Source organism: Burkholderia sp. AW49-1, from assembly GCF_053427845.1.
Genome location: NZ_JBSAXF010000008.1, coordinates 85,025 through 103,530, shown reverse-complemented (window position 1 = coordinate 103,530; position 18,506 = coordinate 85,025). Strand labels below are relative to the sequence as shown.

The window sequence follows — 18,506 nt, the reverse complement described above, 5'->3', positions numbered from 1 at the left end:
ATGCAGGCGGGTGGGGGACTGGTCAGCAGGAGGATCGCGCAGCTCCGCAAATCGGCGGGTCCGCAGGTCCGCAGGTCGGCGGTTCCGGCCGGCTCCGTATCGGCATGCGGCCCGGCAGCCGCGCGCGCCGCTCAGATATCCAGCGGATCGACCTCGACGCTCCACCGCAGCACGCCCTTCAGCGCGCGCAGTTCCGGCTGCCATGCGCGCAGCGCATGCTGCAGTGCCGCCCGCGATGCACTTTCGAGCAGCAATTGCGCGCGGTGGACGTTCGCGACCTTGACGATCGTCATCGGCACCGCGTCGTAGACGGTCACGCGATCGGCGCCCGGCAGCCCCGGCAACGCGGCCGCGGCCTGCAGCAGGAACGCGAGCGCCGCGTCGAGCGTGCGTCCTTCGGCGCGCAGCAGCGCCTGATAGACGAACGGCGGCAGGTGCGCGTCGCGGCGCTCGCCGAGCGTCGAATTCGCGAAGCCGACGTAATCCTGCCGGCCGAGCGCGTGATACAGCGCGTGACGCGGGTAACGCGTCTGCACGAGCACCTCGCCGGGCAACCCGGCGCGCCCCGCGCGGCCGCTCACCTGCATCAGCTGCGCGAACAGCCGCTCGCTCGCACGGAAGTCGTGCGAGAACAGCGCGGTGTCTGCATTGAGCACGCCGACGAGCGATACGCGCTGGAAGTCATGCCCCTTCGCGATCATCTGCGTGCCGACCAGGATGTCGACTTCACCGGCGTGCACGTCCGAGAACAGCGCCTGCGCGCTGCCCTTGCGGCGTGTGCTGTCCGCGTCGATCCGCAGTATCCGTGCGCCCGGCACGGCCTCGGCGAGCGCCTCCTCGATACGCTGCGTGCCGCGCCCGAGCGGCGCGATATCGACGTTCCCGCATTCCGGGCACGACCGCGGAATGCGCGCTTCCCAGCCGCAGTGATGGCAGCGCAGCGCATGCTCGGGCTTGTGCAGCACGACGTAGGCGCTGCAGCGCGGGCAACCGGCGACCCAGCCGCACGCGTCGCACGCGAGCTGCGGCGCGTAACCGCGCCGGTTCAGGAACACGAGGCTCTGTTCGCCGCGCTCGAGCCGTGCCTTCAACGCCGCGACGAGCGGCCCCGACAGCCCGCCCATCGACGCGCGCCCGCGCCGCCGCTCCTCTTCGAGGTCGATCAGCCGCACGGTCGGCAGCGTCGCGTCGGCCACCGCCCGGCGCGACAGCGTGAGCCGCGTGTAGCGGCCCTGATCGGCCTGCCACCAGCTCTCGAGCGACGGCGTCGCCGAGCCGAGCACGACCGGGATGCCGAGATGCTTCGCGCGCCACACGGCAAGATCGCGTGCCGAATAGCGCAGCCCTTCCTGCTGCTTGTACGCGGGCTCGTGTTCCTCGTCGACGACGATCAGTGCGAGCGTCGGCAGCGAAGCAAGCACCGCGAGCCGCGTGCCGAGCACGATCCGCGCGCGGCCCGTGTGCGCGGCGAGCCAGTTGCGCGCCCGCTCGCCCTCGGCGAGCCCGCTGTGCAGCGTGACGATAGCGTCGTCGGCGAGCGTGCCCGCGAAGCGCGCGCGGAACGCGGCCTCGAATTGCGGCGTCAGGTTGATTTCGGGCACGAGCACAAGCGCCTGCGCGTCGGGCCGCGCATCGAGCAGCGCGGCGAGCGCATGCAGATAAACCTCGGTCTTGCCGCTCCCGGTCACGCCATGCAGCAGGAATGGCGCGAAACCCTGCGCGGCGCGGATCGCGTCGAGCGCCTCCGCCTGCTGGTCGGTGAGCGCCGGCGGCACAGTTCGTCCACTGGATGTCGACAGGTTATCCACAGCTTTGGGCACAGGCGCGTCGGCCCAGCCGATTTCCTCGACGGCGACCCAGCCGCGCGCCGCCCAGTCGTCGAGCGTGGCGGCCGCCTTCGGATGCAACGCACGCGCATCGGGCAACGTCATCGAGTCGGTGTCGGCGAGCGCCTGCGCGAGCCGCCGCAGCGCGGCCCCGCGCGCCGGCAGTGCGTCGGGCAGCGCCGCCCGGCCGGCTTCGGTCAACCGGTGGCGCACCTCGGGTGCCAGCAGCCGGCCCCAGCGCTCCGCATCGCGCAGCGCCTGCGGCAACGCCGGCAGCGCAACTTCACCGCGACCGCGCTGGTAATAGTCGGCCGCGAACGACACCAGCGCGAGCCAGTCCGGCGCGAGCGGCGGCAGTTCGGTACAAATCGCATCGATCGCGCGCAGCCGGGACGGCGGCACGTCGGTGTGAGTCGTCACTTCGCAGACGAGGCCGACCACCTGCCGCTTGCCGAATGGCACCTGCACCAAGGTGCCGGGCTCGGGCGCCGGCCGAACGTCGCAGCGGTAGTCGAACAGGGTAGCGAGCGGATGGTCGAGGGCGACCCTGAGGTAGGTGCCGTCCATCAGCGCGCTCCGGCGACAGCACGAGACGCACCGACGACTTGCACCCAAGTCCGCGCCCCGCTGGCGAACTTAAAGTAAAACTTCAGATTCGGCGCTAAGTTTTGGATTCGCATTAGGAATCGCCGTATACCCTGACCAGCCTGTGGATAACTTTGTTGAGAACTCGCCGTTCAACAGCCGCGAAGCGCGCGGGGCCGCGCTTTGCGCTGTTTTCGGCCACCGTCGGCCGCGCCCCGCGGAGCCTTATTCCATAAGGCTGCTATTCAAATTACGGAACCATAGCGAGACAATTCGACCGATACAGGGCTCTACCGCGCTGCAACGTGGAAAATGTGTATAAGTCAAGTCTTGACAAGCCTTGAATCGGCAACCAGTGCGGGGTTGCGCCCTGTTTAGCGCCGACAGCGAAACGCCGTCACCCCGCAGTGCAGCATGACAGCGCTTGCGCTCAGCCCGCCGCTCCGCTACGGATCTTGCGGCTGTGGGTGTGCACTTCGTCGACGAGTTCGGCGACGTGGTCGGGCGACGTGAACTGCGAAATGCCGTGACCGAGGTTGAATACGTGACCCGGATGATTGCCGTAGCTGTCGAGCACCGCACGCGCCTGCTCGCGCACCACCGCCGGCGGCGCGAACAGGATCGTCGGGTCGAGGTTGCCCTGCAGGGCGACGCGCCCGGCGACGCGTTCGCGCGCGGCGCCGAGATTGACGGTCCAGTCGAGGCCGACCGCGTCGACGCCGGTCGCCGCGATTTCCTCGAGCCACAGCCCGCCGCCCTTCGTGAACGTGATCACCGGCACGCGCTCGCCGTCGTGCTCGCGCTTCAGCTGCGCGACCACGCGACGGATGTAGTCCAGCGAGAAGCGCTGGTATGCGCCGTCCGCCAGCGCGCCGCCCCACGTATCGAAAATCATCACGGCCTGCGCACCGGCTTCGATCTGCGCGTTCAGGTAAGCGGCCACGGCCTGCGCGTTCACGTCGAGGATCCGGTGCATCAGGTCGGGGCGCGAGTACGCCATCGACTTCACGGTGCGGAAATCGTCCGACCCGCCGCCTTCGACCATGTAGCACGCGAGCGTCCACGGGCTGCCCGAAAAGCCGATCAGCGGCACGCGCTGGCGGCCCTGGCCGTCGGTCAGCGCGCGGCGGATCTCGCGCACGGCGCCCGTCACGTAGCCGAGCGTCTCCTCGATGTCCGGCACCGCGAGCTTCGCGACGTCGGCCTCGGTGCGCACCGGATGCGCGAACTTCGGCCCTTCGCCGACCTGGAAGTCGAGGCCGAGCCCCATCGCGTCGGGGATCGTCAGGATGTCCGAGAACAGGATCGCGGCGTCGAGCGGGAAGCGCTCGAGCGGCTGCAGCGTCACTTCGGTCGCGTAGTCGGGATTCTTCGCGAGGCCGAGGAAGCTGCCGGCGCGCGCGCGCGTCGCGTTGTATTCGGGCAGATAGCGGCCGGCCTGACGCATCAGCCAGATCGGCGTGTAGTCGGTCGGCTCGCGCAGAAGCGCACGCAGGAAGGTGTCGTTGAGCAGGGTATGGGCCACGGTAGGAGCGACGATGCGAAGGCAAAGCGGCATTTTACCGGAGCGCGGCCGCACGGCCGCGTATGCCGATGCGATGGCGGCCATATGACGCGCGCGATGGCTCCGTTATGATCGGACGCTGATATCGAACCAAACGAAGGAGGAGACCAATGAAGACGTTCGCCACGCTGGCCGCGCTCACCGCTGCCATGCTTTGCTGCGCCGCCGTGCACGCGCAGGGTACGACCACGACGGCTGCCCCGACCGCCGCAGCCGTCGGCTCGCGGCTCGACGACGTGGTCGCACGCGGCACGCTGCGCGTGTGCACGACAGGCGACTACAAGCCGTATTCGTACCACCGGACGGACGGCCGTTTCGAGGGCATCGACATCGACATGGCCGAGTCGCTCGCGAAATCGCTCGGCGTGAAGGCCGACTTCGTGAAGACGACCTGGTCGAACCTCACCAACGACTTCGTCGCGAAGTGCGATATCGCGGTGGGCGGCGTGTCGACGACACTCGAGCGCCAGAAGCGCGTGTTCTTCACGCAGCCGTACGTGGTCGACGGCAAGACGCCGATCGTGCGCTGCGCGGACGCCGACAAGTACCAGACCGTCGCGCAGATCGACCGGCCCGAGACCCGCGTGATCGTGAACCCGGGCGGCACCAACGAGCGCTTCGCGAAGCAGTTCTTCGCGCATGCGAACCTGAGCGTCTATCCGGACAACGTGACGATCTTCAAGCAGATCCTCGCGGGCAAGGCGGACGTCATGGTGACGGATGCGTCCGAGACGCTGCTGCAGCAAAAGCTGAATCCGGGCCTGTGCTCCGTGCATCCGGACAAGCCGTTCCAGTTCGGCGAAAAGGCTTACATGGTGCCGCGCGGCGACGTCGTGTTCCAGCAGTACGTCGACCAGTGGCTGCACCTGGCGCTGTCGTCCGGCGAATACCAGGCGATCTCCGACAAGTGGCTGAAGTGAGCATGAGCGCTCGCGGAACAAGCGGTCGATAACCGGCAGAGACCCCGTTATTGCCGCCGGCCGGGCGCACCGCCGTTACACATCGGTGTCGTGCCCGGCCAGCGTGAAATCGCGAAAACCGGCCGACTAGCCGACTATCGCGCGCCCCAATCGCGTTTCAAAATCTTTCCGACGAATGATTCGTCATATGCGATATCTTCCGCGCGATGCACATTCCGGCGTGTAAATCGGCAATTCATCGACGCCGAAACGCATGAAAAACGCATTACGCGCACCCGATGAAAACTCTGCGGAAAAGATGAGTAAATATGACCTTTTTCAGGACCCCGAAAACAGCAAAAAATCCCGGAAAGCCTTATCTGGCGGGCGTTACAACCTGAAACACTTTGTTACCGCGAGGGGTCGTTAATTCGCCCACAATGGCCTCAACGGTTTCAACACGGATGCGGTCTCGTGTGCCAAGTGTGAGCGGACGCGAAGCGCTGCGAGCCAGTCGGTCACGTACCGAAGCCCTTCCGAGGGGCATCCCTGTTGGAGTCGTTTCCGGCCCCCGCCGGACTCGGTTTCATCTTTGGTCTCCTCGCGCTAACCCCGTAGCGTGTGGTTTTTAGCGGGCTAATAAGCCCGCTTTTTTTCGTCCATCGAAAACGCAACGGCCCGCAGGCCGCTCTGTCGTTTCAAGCGGTCTTCTGCACGTCGAGCTTCAGTTCGTCGATCATCCGTTCGCGCATCACGAACTTCTGCACCTTGCCCGTCACCGTCATCGGCAGCTCGTCGACGAAGCGAATGTAGCGCGGAATCTTGTAGTGCGCGATCTGGCCGCTGCAGAATGCGCGCACGTCGTCCTCGGTCATCTGCTCGTCCGCGCGCAGCACGATCCACGCGCACAGCTCCTCGCCGTATTTCGCGTCGGGCACGCCGAACACCTGCGCGCTCTGAATCTTCGGATGCCTGAACAGGAATTCCTCGACCTCGCGCGGATACACGTTCTCGCCGCCGCGGATCACCATGTCCTTCAGCCGGCCGACGATGTTGCAGTAGCCGTCGGCGTCGAGCGTCGCGAGGTCGCCCGTATGCATCCAGCCGTCGACCAGCACCTCGCGTGTCTTCGCGTCGTCGTCCCAATAGCCGAGCATCACCGAATAGCCCTTCGTGCACAGCTCGCCGGTCGCGCCGACCGGCACGATCTCGCCGCTCGGGTCGACGATCTTCACCTCCAGGTGCGGCTGGATGCGGCCGACCGTCGTCGTGCGCTTTTCGAGCGGGTCGTCGGTCGAGCTCTGGAACGACACGGGGCTCGTCTCCGTCATCCCGTACGCGATCGTGATCTCGGACAAATGCATCTGCGACACGACGCGCTTCATCGTCTCGATCGGGCACGGCGAGCCGGCCATGATCCCGGTGCGCAACGTCGACAGGTCGAACTTCGCGAAGTCCGGATGATCGAGCTCCGCGATGAACATCGTCGGCACGCCGTGCAGCGCGGTACAGCGCTCGCCGGCGACGGCCGCGAGCGTCGCGACCGGATCGAACGCCTCGCCGGGAAACACCATCGCCGCGCCCTTCGACACGCACGCGAGCACGGCCAGCACCATCCCGAAGCAGTGATACAGCGGCACCGGGATGCAGAGCGAATCCTGCTCGGTGAAGCGCATCGCCATCGCGATCGAGCGCGCGTTGTTGACGACGTTGCGGTGCGTGAGCGTCGCACCCTTCGGGCTGCCGGTCGTGCCGCTCGTGAACTGGATGTTGATCGGATCGGTGGCCGCCAGTGTCGCGCCGATCGCGTCGAGCCGCGCGACATCGAGCGTGTCGCGGCCGCGCGCCATCACGTCCGCGAAGCGGAACATGCCGGCCGGCGCGACCTCGCCCATCGACACGACCGTGCGCAGGCTCGGCACGCGCGCCGCATGCAGGTCGCCCGGCGTCGCGCTCGCGAGTTCCGGCGCGATGGTCTGCAGCATCTCGACGTATGCGGACGTCTTGAAGCGCTCGGCCGCGATCACGGCCTTGCAGCCGACCTTGTTCAGCGCGTATTCGAGTTCCGCGAGCCGGTAGGCCGGGTTGATGTTGACGAGGACCGCGCCGATGCGCGCGGTCGCGAACTGTGTGAGCAGCCATTCGCTGCGGTTCGGCGACCAGATGCCGACGCAATCGCCCTTCACGATCCCGAGCCCGGCGAGGCCCGCCGCGAGCACGTCGATCTCGTGCGCGAACGTGCGCCAGTCCCAGCGAATGCCCTGCTCGCGGAACACGACGGCCGGACGATCGGGAAAGCGGCCCGCCGTGTCGAGCAGGAACCGGCCGATCGTCGCTTCGGATAGCGGCATGTCGGTCGCGCCGCGCACGTACGACAGTCCGTTTTCGGGCGCGATCAGCGCCCCCTTGCCAAGGTCTGCTGCCATCGATGTCTCCGTCCGTTTTTGTCTGATCGGCCCGGCACGCGGCTGACGCGCGCGCCTGCTCCGCCACGATCGCGGCGGACTGCCTCTGCCCGGATGATGCCGCGCTCTGCTGACGACACTCTGACATCAAATCCCGGTGTGCGGATGAAATAGCACGACCGGACGATACGATCCGGCCCGCAAAAAAACAGACGAAAACGACGGACGAAAAAAAAGCAGCCCGAAGGCTGCTTTCTTTCGCGGGATACGCGCGCGCGGCTCAGTGCCGGCTGCGAATCTTCGCCAGACGCTGGATCGCTTCGAGCTGCGCCATTGCGGTCGCGAGCTCGGATTGCGCCTTTGCGAGGTCGAGGTCCGACTTCGCGTTCTGCAGCGTTTCCTCGGCACGCTTGCGTGCTTCCTCGGCTTTCGCCGCGTCGAGGTCCTTGCCGCGGATCGCGGTATCGGCGAGCACCGTCACGGCGCCCGGCTGCACTTCGAGAATGCCGCCTGCGACGAACACGAATTCGTCGTTGCCGCCCTCGACTTCGATGCGCACCGCACCCGGACGAATCCGCGTGATCAGCGGCGTGTGACCCGGCAGAATACCCAGTTCACCCGTTTCGCCCGGCAGCGCGACGAATTTCGCCTCGCCCGAGAAGATCTGCTCTTCCGCGCTGACGACGTCTACTTTGATGGTTGCCATATCGACTCCTGGTTGAGCGTATTACGTGGGCGCCCGTCCGTGAAAGGATGCCATCGAGACATCCTCCACGAACGCACGGCGCCCGCTGCGTTACACCCGACCTTTACTGGATCTTCTTGGCCTTCTCGAAGGCTTCGTCGATCGTGCCGACCATGTAGAACGCCTGTTCCGGCAGGTGGTCGCACTCGCCGTCGACGATCATCTTGAAGCCACGGATCGTTTCCTTCAGCGGCACGTACTTGCCCGGCGAGCCCGTGAACACTTCAGCGACGTGGAACGGCTGCGACAGGAAACGCTGGATCTTACGAGCGCGCGCGACCGACAGCTTGTCTTCCGGCGACAGTTCGTCCATGCCCAGAATCGCGATGATGTCGCGCAGTTCCTTGTAGCGCTGCAGCGTCTGCTGAACGCGACGGGTGATCGAGTAGTGCTCTTCACCGATCACGTTCGGGTCGATCTGGCGCGACGTCGAGTCGAGCGGGTCGACCGCCGGGTAGATACCCAGCGAAGCGATGTCACGCGACAGAACGACGGTTGCGTCCAAGTGGCCGAAGGTGGTTGCCGGCGACGGGTCGGTCAAGTCGTCCGCAGGGACGTACACGGCCTGAACCGACGTAATCGAGCCCTTCTTGGTCGACGTGATGCGTTCCTGCAGCTTGCCCATTTCTTCAGCCAGCGTCGGCTGATAGCCCACTGCCGACGGCATACGGCCGAGCAGTGCCGACACTTCGGTACCGGCCAGCGTGAAACGGTAGATGTTGTCGACGAAGAACAGCACGTCGAGGCCTTCGTCACGGAAGTGCTCGGCCATCGTCAGGCCGGTCAGCGCGACGCGCAGACGGTTGCCCGGCGGCTCGTTCATCTGGCCGTACACCAGCGCGACCTTGTCGAGAACGTTCGAGTCCTTCATTTCGTGGTAGAAGTCGTTCCCTTCACGGGTACGCTCGCCCACACCCGCGAACACGGAGTAACCGCCGTGTTCCTTCGCGATGTTGTTGATGAGCTCCATCATGTTGACGGTCTTGCCCACGCCAGCACCGCCGAACAGGCCAACCTTGCCGCCCTTCGCGAACGGGCAGATCAGGTCGATGACCTTGATACCCGTTTCGAGCAGTTCGGTCGACGGCGACAGTTCGTCGAACGCCGGAGCCTTCTGGTGGATCGAACGCGTGTGTTCGCTTTCGATCGGGCCGGCTTCATCGATCGGACGGCCGAGGACGTCCATGATCCGGCCGAGGGTCGGCTTGCCGACCGGCACCGAAATCGGCTTGCTCGTGTTCTTCACGGTCAGGCCGCGGCGCAGGCCGTCGGATGCACCCAGACAAATGGTACGGACCACGCCGTCGCCCAGCTGCTGCTGGACTTCGAGCGTCAGTTCCGAGCCATCGAGAATGAGCGCGTCGTAGATCTTCGGCATGCTGTCGCGCGGGAATTCCACGTCGATAACGGCGCCGATGCACTGTACGATCTTGCCTTCTACCAAAGCAGCAGTACTCATCGCTTTTCCTTTAAATACCTGATTCTTTACTCGCGCAAAGGCGCAGTTGTCGTCCCGGGCGCGCGCTTAAACAGCGGCTGCGCCGCCGACGATCTCCGACAGTTCTTTCGTAATCGCGGCCTGGCGGCTCTTGTTGTACACGAGCTGCAGTTCGCTGATCACCGTCTTCGCGTTGTCGGACGCGGCCTTCATCGCGACCATCCGCGCCGATTGCTCGGACGCCATGTTCTCCGCGACGGCCTGGTACACCAGCGCCTCGACGTAACGCACGAGCAGTTCGTCGACGACTGCCTGCGCGTCCGGCTCGTAGATGTAGTCCCACGACGTGGCCGGCGTACCGTCATCGGCCTCGAAGTGTTCCGACGACAGCGGCAGCAGCTGCTCGATCACGGCTTCCTGCTTCATCGTGTTGACGAAGCGCGTGTAAGCGATATAAACCGCCGACAGCTTGCCTTCCGAGTACAGATCGAGCTGCGTCTTCACGGCGCCGATCAGCTTGTCCAGATGCGGGGTGTCGCCGAGGTGCACGACCTGCGACATCACCTTCGCGCCGAAGCGGTTCAGGAACCCGAGGCCCTTGCCGCCGATCGCGGTGGCTTCGACCTTCTGGCCCTTCTCTTCCAGCTCCTTGAACTTCTGCACCGTCGCACGCAGCACGTTGGTGTTCAGACCGCCGCAAAGACCCTTGTCCGTCGTGACGAGGATGATGCCGGCCGTCTTCGCGCCGTCGTTTGCCACCATGAACGGGTGGCGGTACTCCGGGTTCGCGCGGCTCATGTGCGCGGCGATGGCACGGACCTTGTCTGCATACGGACGAGCGGCGCGCATGCGTTCCTGCGCGCGACGCATCTTCGATGCGGCCACCATCTCCATCGCCTTCGTGATCTTGCGCGTGTTCTGCACGCTCTTGATCTTGCCGCGAATTTCCTTCATTCCAGCCATAGCTTGCTCCTTGACCGAAGCGGCGCGGGCGCATCAGCACCCGCGCGGCCTCAGTGTGTCACTCGCGGATCAATAGGCACCGGACTTCTTGAAGGATTCGATCGCCGAGCGCAGTGCGCCTTCGTCGTCCTTCGAGAGATCCTTGGTGTCTTCGATGCGCTTGATGAGGTCAGCGTGGCTGGTCTTCAGGTTGTCGCGCAGGCCCTTCTCGAACGACAGCACTTGCTTGACGTCGAGATCGTCGAGGTAGCCGTTGTTCGCGGCGTACAGCGACACGGCCAGTTCCCACACCTGCAGCGGCTGGTACTGCGGCTGCTTCAGCAGTTCCGTCACGCGGCGGCCGCGCTCGAGCTGCTTGCGGGTCGCTTCGTCGAGGTCCGATGCGAACTGCGCGAATGCGGCCAGTTCACGGTACTGCGCGAGGTCGGTACGGATACCGCCCGACAGCTTCTTCACGACCTTCGTCTGAGCGGCGCCACCGACTCGCGACACCGACACGCCGGCGTTGATTGCCGGGCGGATGCCTGCGTTGAACAGGTCGGTTTCCAGGAAGATCTGGCCGTCGGTAATCGAGATCACGTTCGTCGGAACGAACGCGGTCACGTCGCCAGCCTGCGTTTCGATGACCGGCAGTGCCGTCAGCGAGCCGCTCTTGCCCTTCACTTCGCCGTTCGTGAACTTCTCGACGTACTCTTCCGACACGCGAGCAGCACGCTCGAGCAGACGCGAGTGCAGATAGAACACGTCACCCGGATATGCCTCACGGCCCGGCGGGCGGCGCAGCAGCAGCGAGATCTGACGGTATGCCCAGGCTTGCTTGGTCAAGTCGTCATAGATGATCAGCGCGTCCTGGCCGCGGTCGCGGAAGTATTCGCCCATCGTGCAGCCGGCGTACGGTGCGAGGTACTGCATCGCTGCCGAATCCGAAGCCGAAGCGGCGACGACGATCGTGTATTCCATCGCGCCCGTTTCTTCGAGCTTGCGAACCACGTTCATGATCGACGAAGCCTTCTGGCCGATCGCGACGTAGATACAGATCAGGTCCTTGCCCTTCTGGTTGATGATCGCGTCGAGCGCCACCGCGGTCTTGCCGCACTGACGGTCGCCGATGATCAGCTCACGCTGGCCACGGCCGATCGGCACCATCGCGTCGATCGACTTGATGCCCGTCTGCACCGGCTGCGACACCGACTTACGCCAGATCACGCCCGGGGCGATCTTTTCGATCGCGTCGGTCAGCTTCGCGTTGACCGGGCCCTTGCCGTCGATCGGGTTGCCGAGCGCGTCGACCACGCGGCCGACGAGTTCCGGACCGACCGGGACTTCCAGAATGCGGCCCGTCGTCTTGACGATGTCGCCTTCCGAGATGTGTTCGTATTCGCCGAGAATCACCGCGCCGACCGAGTCGCGCTCGAGGTTCAGCGCGAGGCCGAACGTGTTGCCCGGAAACTCGAGCATTTCGCCCTGCATCACGTCCGACAGGCCGTGGATGCGCACGATACCGTCGGTCACGGAGATCACGGTGCCCTGGTTGCGAACGTCTGCGCTCGCTTCAAGGCCCTGGATCCGGCTCTTGATCAGCTCGCTGATCTCAGAGGGATTGAGTTGCATTATTCGCTCCTGATAGTCAATTCTGTTGCGTGCCGGCGTGGCGCTCAGGCGGTCAAGGCAGCCTGCATCGATGCGAGGCGCGCGCGAACCGAGGTGTCGAGCACTTCGTCGCCGACCGTCACGCGCACGCCGCCGATCAGCGACGAATCGACTTCGACCGTCGGCTTCAGCTTGCGCTTGAACTTGCGTTCGAGGCCAGAGACGAGGCTTTCGAGATCCGCGCCGTTCAGCGGGAACGCGCTCACGATTTCGGCGTCGGCTGCACCTTCGCGTTCGTTCTTGAGCGCCTCGAACTGCTCGGCGATTTCCGGCAGCAGCGCGATGCGATGATTGTCGACCAGCATCTGCACGAAGTTCTTCGCTTCGGCGCCAGCCGCGACCGGCGACTTCACCGCAGCAAGCAGCAGCTCGGCCACTTGCGTGCGCGTCACCTTCGGGCTCGACGCGACCGACAGCACTTCCGGCAGACGCGCAACCTGGGCCAGCTCTTGCACGAGCGTGGACCAGGCGGCGATGTCACCTCCCTCGGCCACGCGGAACAGCGCTTCTGCGTAAGGGCGGGCGATGGTTGCAAGTTCGGCCATGATCAGAGCTCGGCTTTCAGTTGATTCAGCAGTTGGGCGTGGGCCGTTTGATCGACTTCGCGCTTCAGGATCTGCTCGGCGCCCTTCACGGCCAGCGCGGCGACTTCGCCACGCAGCGCTTCGCGCGCCTTCACGATTTGCTGTTCTGCTTCCGCTTTCGCCTGGGCGACGATGCGGGCGGCTTCAGCCTGGGCGTTGGCCTTGATTTCCTCGGCGACCGCCTGTGCACGCTTTTCAGCGTCGGCGATGCGCTGCTGGCCGTCGTTGCGGGCCTGCGCGAGTTCCTGGTCCACGCGCTTGTGCGCTGCGTCGAGTTCCGCCTTGCCCTTCTCCGCGGCGGCGAGGCCGTCGGCGATCTTCTTCGAACGTTCGTCGAGGGCGTTGATCAACGGCGGCCACACGAATTTCATCGTGAACCACGCGAGGACCAGGAACACGACCATTTGCGCAAACAGAGTTGCGTTGAGATTCACGGTGTTTCCTTATCTGCTATTCCGGAAAAATGAAACGGTAAGGCGCTCATCGAGTTGCATTCGATCAGCGCCCCAAGTCTCCGTTCCGCCCTGCGCCGGCTTACGCCGGGCGCATATTTCCGAGGAACCTTAGCCTGCGAGCTTCGACAGGAGCGGGTTCGCGAACGCGAACAGCATTGCGACACCAACGCCGATCAGGAATGCAGCGTCGATCAGGCCGGCCAGCAGGAACATCTTCGTTTGCAGCGGGTTGATGAGTTCCGGCTGACGTGCGCAGGCTTCGATGTACTTGCCACCCATCAGCGCGATACCGATACAGGCGCCGATTGCACCCAGGCCGATGATGATGCCGATACCGATGGCGGTCAGACCCTGGATGTTGGCGATGTAAGCTTGCATGATCACTCCTTTGTGAAAAGACTTGGAACTGAGATTTAAAAAACTAAAACGGAAACTCTTTTTTGCACGCCGCGCTTAGTGCTTGTCGTGCGCCTGGCCGAGATACACCAGCGTCAGCATCATGAAAATGAATGCCTGCAACAGAACAATCAGGATGTGGAAGATTGCCCAGACGCTACCCGCGATCACGTGACCAATGAAGCCGAGGAACGTTGCGTCGCCACCGAAGCTCCACATGCTGCCGAGCAGGGCGATCAACAGGAACAACAGCTCACCCGCGTACATGTTGCCGAACAGCCGCATGCCGAGGGAAACGGTCTTTGCGAGATATTCGACGATGTTCAGCGCGAGGTTCGGGATCCACAGCAGCGGGTGGGCGCCGAACGGGGCCGACAGCAGCTCATGCACAAAGCCGCCCGCGCCCTTGATCTTGATGCTGTAGTAGATCATCAGGACGAACACGCCGAGCGCGATGCCGAGCGTGCCGTTCAGGTCGGCCGTCGGGACGATGCGATGGTGGGAAATCACGTCCGACAGACCGAGCAGGCCGATGACGCGGCCCGGCAGGTCGACGGGGAGGAAGTCGAGGGAGTTCATCAGCGCGACCCACACGAACACCGTGAGGGCGAGCGGAGCGATGAAGGTGCGGTTGCCGTGGACGATGGCTTTCGATTGATCCTCGACCATTTCGACGAGCATCTCGATCGCACACTGGAAACGGCCCGGCACGCCCGAGGTCGCCTTGCGGGCGGCCAGACGCAGCAGGACGATCGTCACGATACCGCACACGATCGACCAGAACAGCGTGTCGAGGTTCCAGACGTGGATGTCGAAAATCGACGTCTGATGCGAGGTGGAGAAATTTTGCAAGTGGTGCGCAATGTACTCGGACGGATCCGGACCGCGCGTGCCTTCGCTAGCTGCCATATCGTTAATGCCACCCAAATTGTCGAAAATCGTTTTGCCCCGTTCCGCAATACGCTATTGCGGGAACGGGCCGGTGCGGTTCGTTGTCGAAACCGCACGCTGCTTGTTGCTTACCGCCAGGCCAGCGCGATCCAGTACGTCTTCAGCACGACGAGGTAGGTGACGAGGAGTGCTGGCCAGTGCACGCCGGCATAGCCGTATGCCACTGCGGCGAACATCCCGATCGTCACACCGAGCTTCAGGGCTTCGCCCATCACCCAGCTCATCACGGTGGCCGAACCACCTGCCTTCAGTCGTGCCACGAACAACGCGCTTGGCACCCAGCCGATCGCCCCGCCCAAAAACGCGGATTGCGCAGCGGCGCCCGGCGACTTTGAAAACAGCCACCACGCCAGCGTTGCAACCAGGGACAAGACCACCTGCGCGATCACCACCTTGTAGGGGGTCACGCGCGACGGCTTGCTCACGTTCGGACCGAACAGCTTCTCGGCTTCCGTCCGCGTGAGCGGAACGATGTTGTTATCTTGCAGCTCGGCATCCCAGTCGCCGTCATCGGACTCGCGCCGCTCGCCGGCCGCTGAAGCGGTACGTTGCGCTCGGTGATCATCGTGCCTGTCGTTCGGCGCCTGACCCGCCATCGCAATCTTCCGCAAAATCCTTGAACCCGGCCCCAAGCTTTCCGAAAGCTTTCAGGGGTGCCTAGCTAACAAATCCGGGCGATTGTAAGCGATAGTTGCAGGCGATTCAAGGCTTTAGACGCGACAAAAACCGGCGTAAAACGACGCCTCATCATGTGAAAAACGCGCGCGTCGATGACGTACGATGACAGTTGTAAGGTCGTTTTTTTGCACCGACGTTTCTTGGCCGAAAAATGCGGCCGCAACGAAATGACGTGACGACGACGTGTGATGCGGGCGCCACCGGTGCGACGCGATCGCAGCAGGAATTCTGCCGTGACGCGATCACGGGAAATGATCCGACGCGGCGATCGGCAATAGAGGAAACACCGCGGCCACCACGTCGAGCGCGATGCGCGAAATACGCTCGAGCCGAGCGCGCCGATGCCCGCAATCAGTTGTTGCGCCACCACAGTCGTTCGACTGTGGTGGCGCAACACTTATCAACAGGCCCGGCCTTGCAACGACAAGGAACGCTGTGCCCCCCCTCCCCGCCAGACTTGCGGCACGCGTGCGCCGCACTGATCCGCATCGCTCAGCCGTGAACGAGCAACCACGCACCCAGCGCCGCGCTCAAGAGTGCGAACGGAATCGACACGAGGTGAAACGGCAGCCACATGCGCGGCTCCTTCGCGAGACGCACCGCGATCAGGTTCGCGAGCGAACCGATCGCGAAACCGAAGCCGCCGACCGAAACGCCGAACGCGAGCGCCCGCCAGTCGCGCGTGAATTCCGACAGCAGGATCGCCGCCGGCACGTTGCTGATTCCCTGCGACACCACCGCGCCCGCCGCGAACACACGCAGTGGCGAATCGAGATGGGTTCGCGCGATCGCATCATGGACGACTGGCAGCGCGGCCGCGCTGCGCAGCACGACGAACATCAGCACGAAGATCAGCAGCAGCAGCCAGTCGATTCTCAGGACTGCGTCACGTCTCGCCAACAGCAGCGCGATCACGACGCCTATCAGGCCCGGCACGGGGTTGTGCGCATCGGCGAGCAGCACGAACGCACCGAACAGCACCGCCGCGAGCAACGCGTGCATGCGCTGCACGGGAACGGCCTGGACGTCTCCCGACAGATCGAGCGGCTTCGCGCGAAACGCGCATGCCGTCAGCACGAGCAGCAGCGCCATCAACGCCAGCGCGAGCGGCCCGAGCGTGACGACGAAGCGGCCGAACGACACGCCGCTCAATTGCCACAGGAAAAGGTTCTGGGGATTGCCGAGCGGGGTCGCGACGGACCCCGCGTTGACGGCCAGTGCGACCACGATCACGAGCCGTCGGAACGGAAGCGGTGTCAACGTGCGCAGCGATACCATCAGCGGCACGACGACGAACAGCGCGACGTCGTTGGTGAGCCACATCGCGAGCGCCGCCGCGAACACGACGAGCAGCATCGCAAGCCCGCGCTCGGAATGCACGTGATGCACGATGCGATGCGCGAGCCACATCAGGCACCCGGACAGCTCGAGCGCCTTGGTCAGCATCAGCAGACCCGCGAGCGTCGCGACGGTCTGCCAGTCGACGAGACCGGCCAGCGCGGAAATTGGTTGCGGACGCAACCATTGCAGGACAATCAACGCAAGCGCCAGCACCGTTAGTACGGGTTCCTGCAAAAGCCAGCCAAGCCACCGGCGCGGCGCCGGTGCGCCCGTGTTTTCCATCGATCTTGCCTCGTTATTCTTCGGTCGCGACGTTGCCGCGCAGGCGCGCAAGAATGCCCTCGAGCGCGTCGAGATTGCCGAAATCGATCATCACCTGCCCTCGCCCGCGGCGGCCGAGCTTGATCTTCACCGTCGACGCGAGCAGGTCGGACAACTCCTCCTCGAGACGACGCGTGTCGCGGCCGCCGTCGTCCTTCGCGCGCGCCTTCACCGCCGGCGCTTCCTTCGTCGTATGCGTGACCAGCTTCTCGGTCTCGCGCACCGACATGCGCTTGTTGACGACCTGGTGTGCGAGCGTGATCTGCGTCGCGGCATCGACCGCAAGCAGCGCACGCGCGTGGCCCATGTCGAGGTCGCCGGCCAGCAGCATCGTCTGCACCGGTGCTGCGAGGTTCAGCAGGCGCAACAGGTTCGATACCGCGCTGCGCGAGCGGCCGACCGATTCTGCTGCCTGTTCGTGCGTGAAACCGAACTCATCGAGCAGGCGCTGGATACCGTGCGCCTCTTCCAGCGGATTCAGATCTTCGCGCTGGATGTTCTCGATCAGCGCCATCGCCGCGGCGGCCTGATCGGATACGTCCTTCACGAGCACCGGCACTTCGTCGAGGCCGGCCAGGCGTGCCGCGCGGAAACGCCGCTCGCCCGCGATGATTTCGTATTTGTCAGATGAAATAGGTCGTACCAGGATCGGCTGCATCACGCCTTGCGCGCGAATGCTGGCCGCCAGCTCCTGCAGGCTGCCTTCGTCCATCCGCGTCCGCGGCTGGTACTTGCCGGCCTGCAGCTTGCCGAGCGCGAGCGTGTTCGGCGCACCTTCGATCTTCACCGCTTCGGTGATGTCTGCACTGCCGCCGAGCAGCGCTTCGAGGCCACGTCCCAAGCCCTTCTTTTTTGGTACCGCGTTCATGTCTTTCTTCCTCGCTTCGCTCATGTCCGAATCACGACACCTCGAACGCGCGCACGCGATCGATCATCTCGGCACCGAACTGGAGATACGCCTGCGCACCGCGCGAATTACGGTCGAATACGACGCCCGGCAACCCGTAACTCGGCGCTTCCGCCAAGCGCACGTTGCGCGGAATCACTGCGTCGAACACCTTGTCGCCGAAGTGCGCTTTCAGTTGATCGGAGACTTGCTGTTGAAGCGTGATACGCGGATCGAACATCACGCGCAGCAAGCCGATGATCTTCAGGTCCCGGTTCATGTTCGCGTGAACCTGCTTGATCGTATTGACGAGATCCGACAGCCCCTCCAGCGCGAAGTATTCGCACTGCATCGGGATCACGACGCCATGCGCTGCGCACAGTCCGTTCAGCGTCAGCAGCGACAACGTCGGCGGGCAATCGATCAACACGAAGTCGTAGTCGTCGGCCACGTGTTCGAGCGCGGCCTTCAGCCGTCGCTCGCGGTTATCGATGCTGATCAGCTCGATCTCGGCACCAGACAATTCACGGTTAGCCGGCAGCACGTCGTACGTGACGCCTTCCGGACGCACGCGCGCGTCCGTCACCGATACGCCGTCGACCAGCACTTCGTACACGGTCGACTCGCAGGCGGCCTTGTCGATTCCGCTGCCCATCGTCGCGTTGCCCTGCGGGTCGAGATCGATCAGCAGGACTCGTTGCTCCTGCGCTGCAAGGCTTGCGGCGAGATTGACCGATGTCGTCGTCTTGCCGACGCCCCCCTTCTGGTTCGCAACGCAGAAGATCTTTGCCATCGTTGGTGTGTTCCCTTTACCTTCAA

The 18,506-nt window shown here is 64.4% G+C and carries 17 protein-coding genes; 1 reads left to right on the top strand and 16 read right to left on the bottom strand.

What is annotated here, in order from left to right; translation table 11 throughout:
* Positions 1–131 precede the first annotated feature (131 nt).
* Both ACV22W_RS15015 and hemE read right to left on the bottom strand, forming a co-directional pair.
* Positions 132–2,393, bottom strand: coding sequence for a primosomal protein N' (locus tag ACV22W_RS15015; protein ID WP_448020152.1), 2,262 nt, complete (start codon positions 2,391–2,393; stop codon positions 132–134).
* A 448-nt stretch (positions 2,394–2,841) separates the two neighbouring features.
* A complete protein-coding gene (gene hemE / locus ACV22W_RS15010; protein WP_279610106.1) occupies positions 2,842–3,936 on the bottom strand; it encodes a uroporphyrinogen decarboxylase in 1,095 nt (364 codons plus the stop codon).
* 149 nt (positions 3,937–4,085) lie between these two features.
* On the opposite strand from hemE, the gene ACV22W_RS15005 reads away from it, so the two are divergent.
* On the top strand, positions 4,086–4,895 hold the full coding sequence (locus ACV22W_RS15005) for a transporter substrate-binding domain-containing protein (protein WP_448020151.1): 810 nt from the start codon (positions 4,086–4,088) through the stop codon (positions 4,893–4,895).
* Between the two features lie 677 nt (positions 4,896–5,572).
* Here ACV22W_RS15005 and ACV22W_RS15000 read toward each other — a convergent pair.
* From ACV22W_RS15000 to ACV22W_RS14935, 14 genes are all read right to left on the bottom strand, one after another.
* The gene (locus ACV22W_RS15000) at positions 5,573–7,300 is read right to left on the bottom strand and encodes an AMP-binding protein (RefSeq protein WP_448020149.1); all 1,728 of its coding nucleotides are present in this window, start codon (positions 7,298–7,300) and stop codon (positions 5,573–5,575) included.
* Positions 7,301–7,559: 259 nt separating this feature from the next.
* Positions 7,560–7,985, bottom strand: a complete 426-nt coding sequence (locus tag ACV22W_RS14995; protein ID WP_006477288.1) for a F0F1 ATP synthase subunit epsilon — start codon at positions 7,983–7,985, stop codon at positions 7,560–7,562.
* A gap of 103 nt (positions 7,986–8,088) precedes the next feature.
* Positions 8,089–9,483 (bottom strand): F0F1 ATP synthase subunit beta, encoded by a 1,395-nt coding sequence (gene atpD, locus ACV22W_RS14990; protein WP_059531206.1) that lies wholly within the window; start codon positions 9,481–9,483, stop codon positions 8,089–8,091.
* Between the two features lie 66 nt (positions 9,484–9,549).
* On the bottom strand, positions 9,550–10,425 hold the full coding sequence (gene atpG / locus ACV22W_RS14985) for a F0F1 ATP synthase subunit gamma (protein ID WP_034188170.1): 876 nt from the start codon (positions 10,423–10,425) through the stop codon (positions 9,550–9,552).
* 69 nt (positions 10,426–10,494) lie between these two features.
* On the bottom strand, positions 10,495–12,036 hold the full coding sequence (gene atpA / locus ACV22W_RS14980; RefSeq protein ID WP_014895499.1) for a F0F1 ATP synthase subunit alpha: 1,542 nt from the start codon (positions 12,034–12,036) through the stop codon (positions 10,495–10,497).
* A 44-nt stretch (positions 12,037–12,080) separates the two neighbouring features.
* Positions 12,081–12,620 carry a F0F1 ATP synthase subunit delta gene (locus ACV22W_RS14975; protein WP_014895498.1) on the bottom strand — a complete coding sequence of 180 codons (540 nt, stop codon included), beginning with the start codon at positions 12,618–12,620 and terminating at the stop codon, positions 12,081–12,083.
* Positions 12,621–12,622: 2 nt separating this feature from the next.
* Entirely contained in the window at positions 12,623–13,093 is a 471-nt protein-coding gene (locus ACV22W_RS14970; protein WP_006477283.1) for a F0F1 ATP synthase subunit B, read from the bottom strand.
* A gap of 129 nt (positions 13,094–13,222) precedes the next feature.
* Entirely contained in the window at positions 13,223–13,492 is a 270-nt protein-coding gene (atpE, locus tag ACV22W_RS14965) for a F0F1 ATP synthase subunit C (protein WP_006482730.1), read from the bottom strand.
* A gap of 75 nt (positions 13,493–13,567) precedes the next feature.
* Positions 13,568–14,419 (bottom strand): F0F1 ATP synthase subunit A, encoded by an 852-nt coding sequence (atpB, locus tag ACV22W_RS14960; RefSeq protein WP_059531209.1) that lies wholly within the window; start codon positions 14,417–14,419, stop codon positions 13,568–13,570.
* A 110-nt stretch (positions 14,420–14,529) separates the two neighbouring features.
* On the bottom strand, positions 14,530–15,057 hold the full coding sequence (locus ACV22W_RS14955) for an ATP synthase subunit I (protein ID WP_448020147.1): 528 nt from the start codon (positions 15,055–15,057) through the stop codon (positions 14,530–14,532).
* 65 nt (positions 15,058–15,122) lie between these two features.
* Entirely contained in the window at positions 15,123–15,506 is a 384-nt protein-coding gene (locus tag ACV22W_RS14950; protein WP_448020146.1) for a hypothetical protein, read from the bottom strand.
* Positions 15,507–15,631: 125 nt separating this feature from the next.
* Positions 15,632–16,762 (bottom strand): SLC13 family permease, encoded by a 1,131-nt coding sequence (locus ACV22W_RS14945; RefSeq protein ID WP_448020144.1) that lies wholly within the window; start codon positions 16,760–16,762, stop codon positions 15,632–15,634.
* Positions 16,763–16,775: 13 nt separating this feature from the next.
* A complete protein-coding gene (locus tag ACV22W_RS14940) occupies positions 16,776–17,669 on the bottom strand; it encodes a ParB/RepB/Spo0J family partition protein (protein ID WP_448020143.1) in 894 nt (297 codons plus the stop codon).
* A 31-nt stretch (positions 17,670–17,700) separates the two neighbouring features.
* Complete coding sequence (locus ACV22W_RS14935) at positions 17,701–18,480, bottom strand: ParA family protein (protein ID WP_044845234.1); 780 nt, start codon at positions 18,478–18,480, stop codon at positions 17,701–17,703.
* Between the last annotated feature and the right edge of the window lie 26 nt (positions 18,481–18,506).

What these genes read in the sequence shown, in the direction of transcription:
- ACV22W_RS15000 (WP_448020149.1), bottom strand. Translation starts at nt 7,300, where the DNA reads ATGGCAGCAGACCTTGGCAAGGGGGCGCTGATCGCGCCCGAAAACGGA.
- ACV22W_RS14975 (WP_014895498.1), bottom strand. Translation starts at nt 12,620, where the DNA reads ATGGCCGAACTTGCAACCATCGCCCGCCCTTACGCAGAAGCGCTGTTC.
- atpG (WP_034188170.1), bottom strand. Translation starts at nt 10,425, where the DNA reads ATGGCTGGAATGAAGGAAATTCGCGGCAAGATCAAGAGCGTGCAGAAC.
- ACV22W_RS14940 (WP_448020143.1), bottom strand. Translation starts at nt 17,669, where the DNA reads ATGAACGCGGTACCAAAAAAGAAGGGCTTGGGACGTGGCCTCGAAGCG.
- ACV22W_RS15015 (WP_448020152.1), bottom strand. Translation starts at nt 2,393, where the DNA reads ATGGACGGCACCTACCTCAGGGTCGCCCTCGACCATCCGCTCGCTACC.
- atpA (WP_014895499.1), bottom strand. Translation starts at nt 12,036, where the DNA reads ATGCAACTCAATCCCTCTGAGATCAGCGAGCTGATCAAGAGCCGGATC.
- ACV22W_RS14945 (WP_448020144.1), bottom strand. Translation starts at nt 16,762, where the DNA reads ATGGAAAACACGGGCGCACCGGCGCCGCGCCGGTGGCTTGGCTGGCTT.
- ACV22W_RS14935 (WP_044845234.1), bottom strand. Translation starts at nt 18,480, where the DNA reads ATGGCAAAGATCTTCTGCGTTGCGAACCAGAAGGGGGGCGTCGGCAAG.
- ACV22W_RS14955 (WP_448020147.1), bottom strand. Translation starts at nt 15,057, where the DNA reads ATGGCGGGTCAGGCGCCGAACGACAGGCACGATGATCACCGAGCGCAA.
- ACV22W_RS14995 (WP_006477288.1), bottom strand. Translation starts at nt 7,985, where the DNA reads ATGGCAACCATCAAAGTAGACGTCGTCAGCGCGGAAGAGCAGATCTTC.
- atpD (WP_059531206.1), bottom strand. Translation starts at nt 9,483, where the DNA reads ATGAGTACTGCTGCTTTGGTAGAAGGCAAGATCGTACAGTGCATCGGC.
- atpE (WP_006482730.1), bottom strand. Translation starts at nt 13,492, where the DNA reads ATGCAAGCTTACATCGCCAACATCCAGGGTCTGACCGCCATCGGTATC.
- atpB (WP_059531209.1), bottom strand. Translation starts at nt 14,419, where the DNA reads ATGGCAGCTAGCGAAGGCACGCGCGGTCCGGATCCGTCCGAGTACATT.
- ACV22W_RS15005 (WP_448020151.1), top strand. Translation starts at nt 4,086, where the DNA reads ATGAAGACGTTCGCCACGCTGGCCGCGCTCACCGCTGCCATGCTTTGC.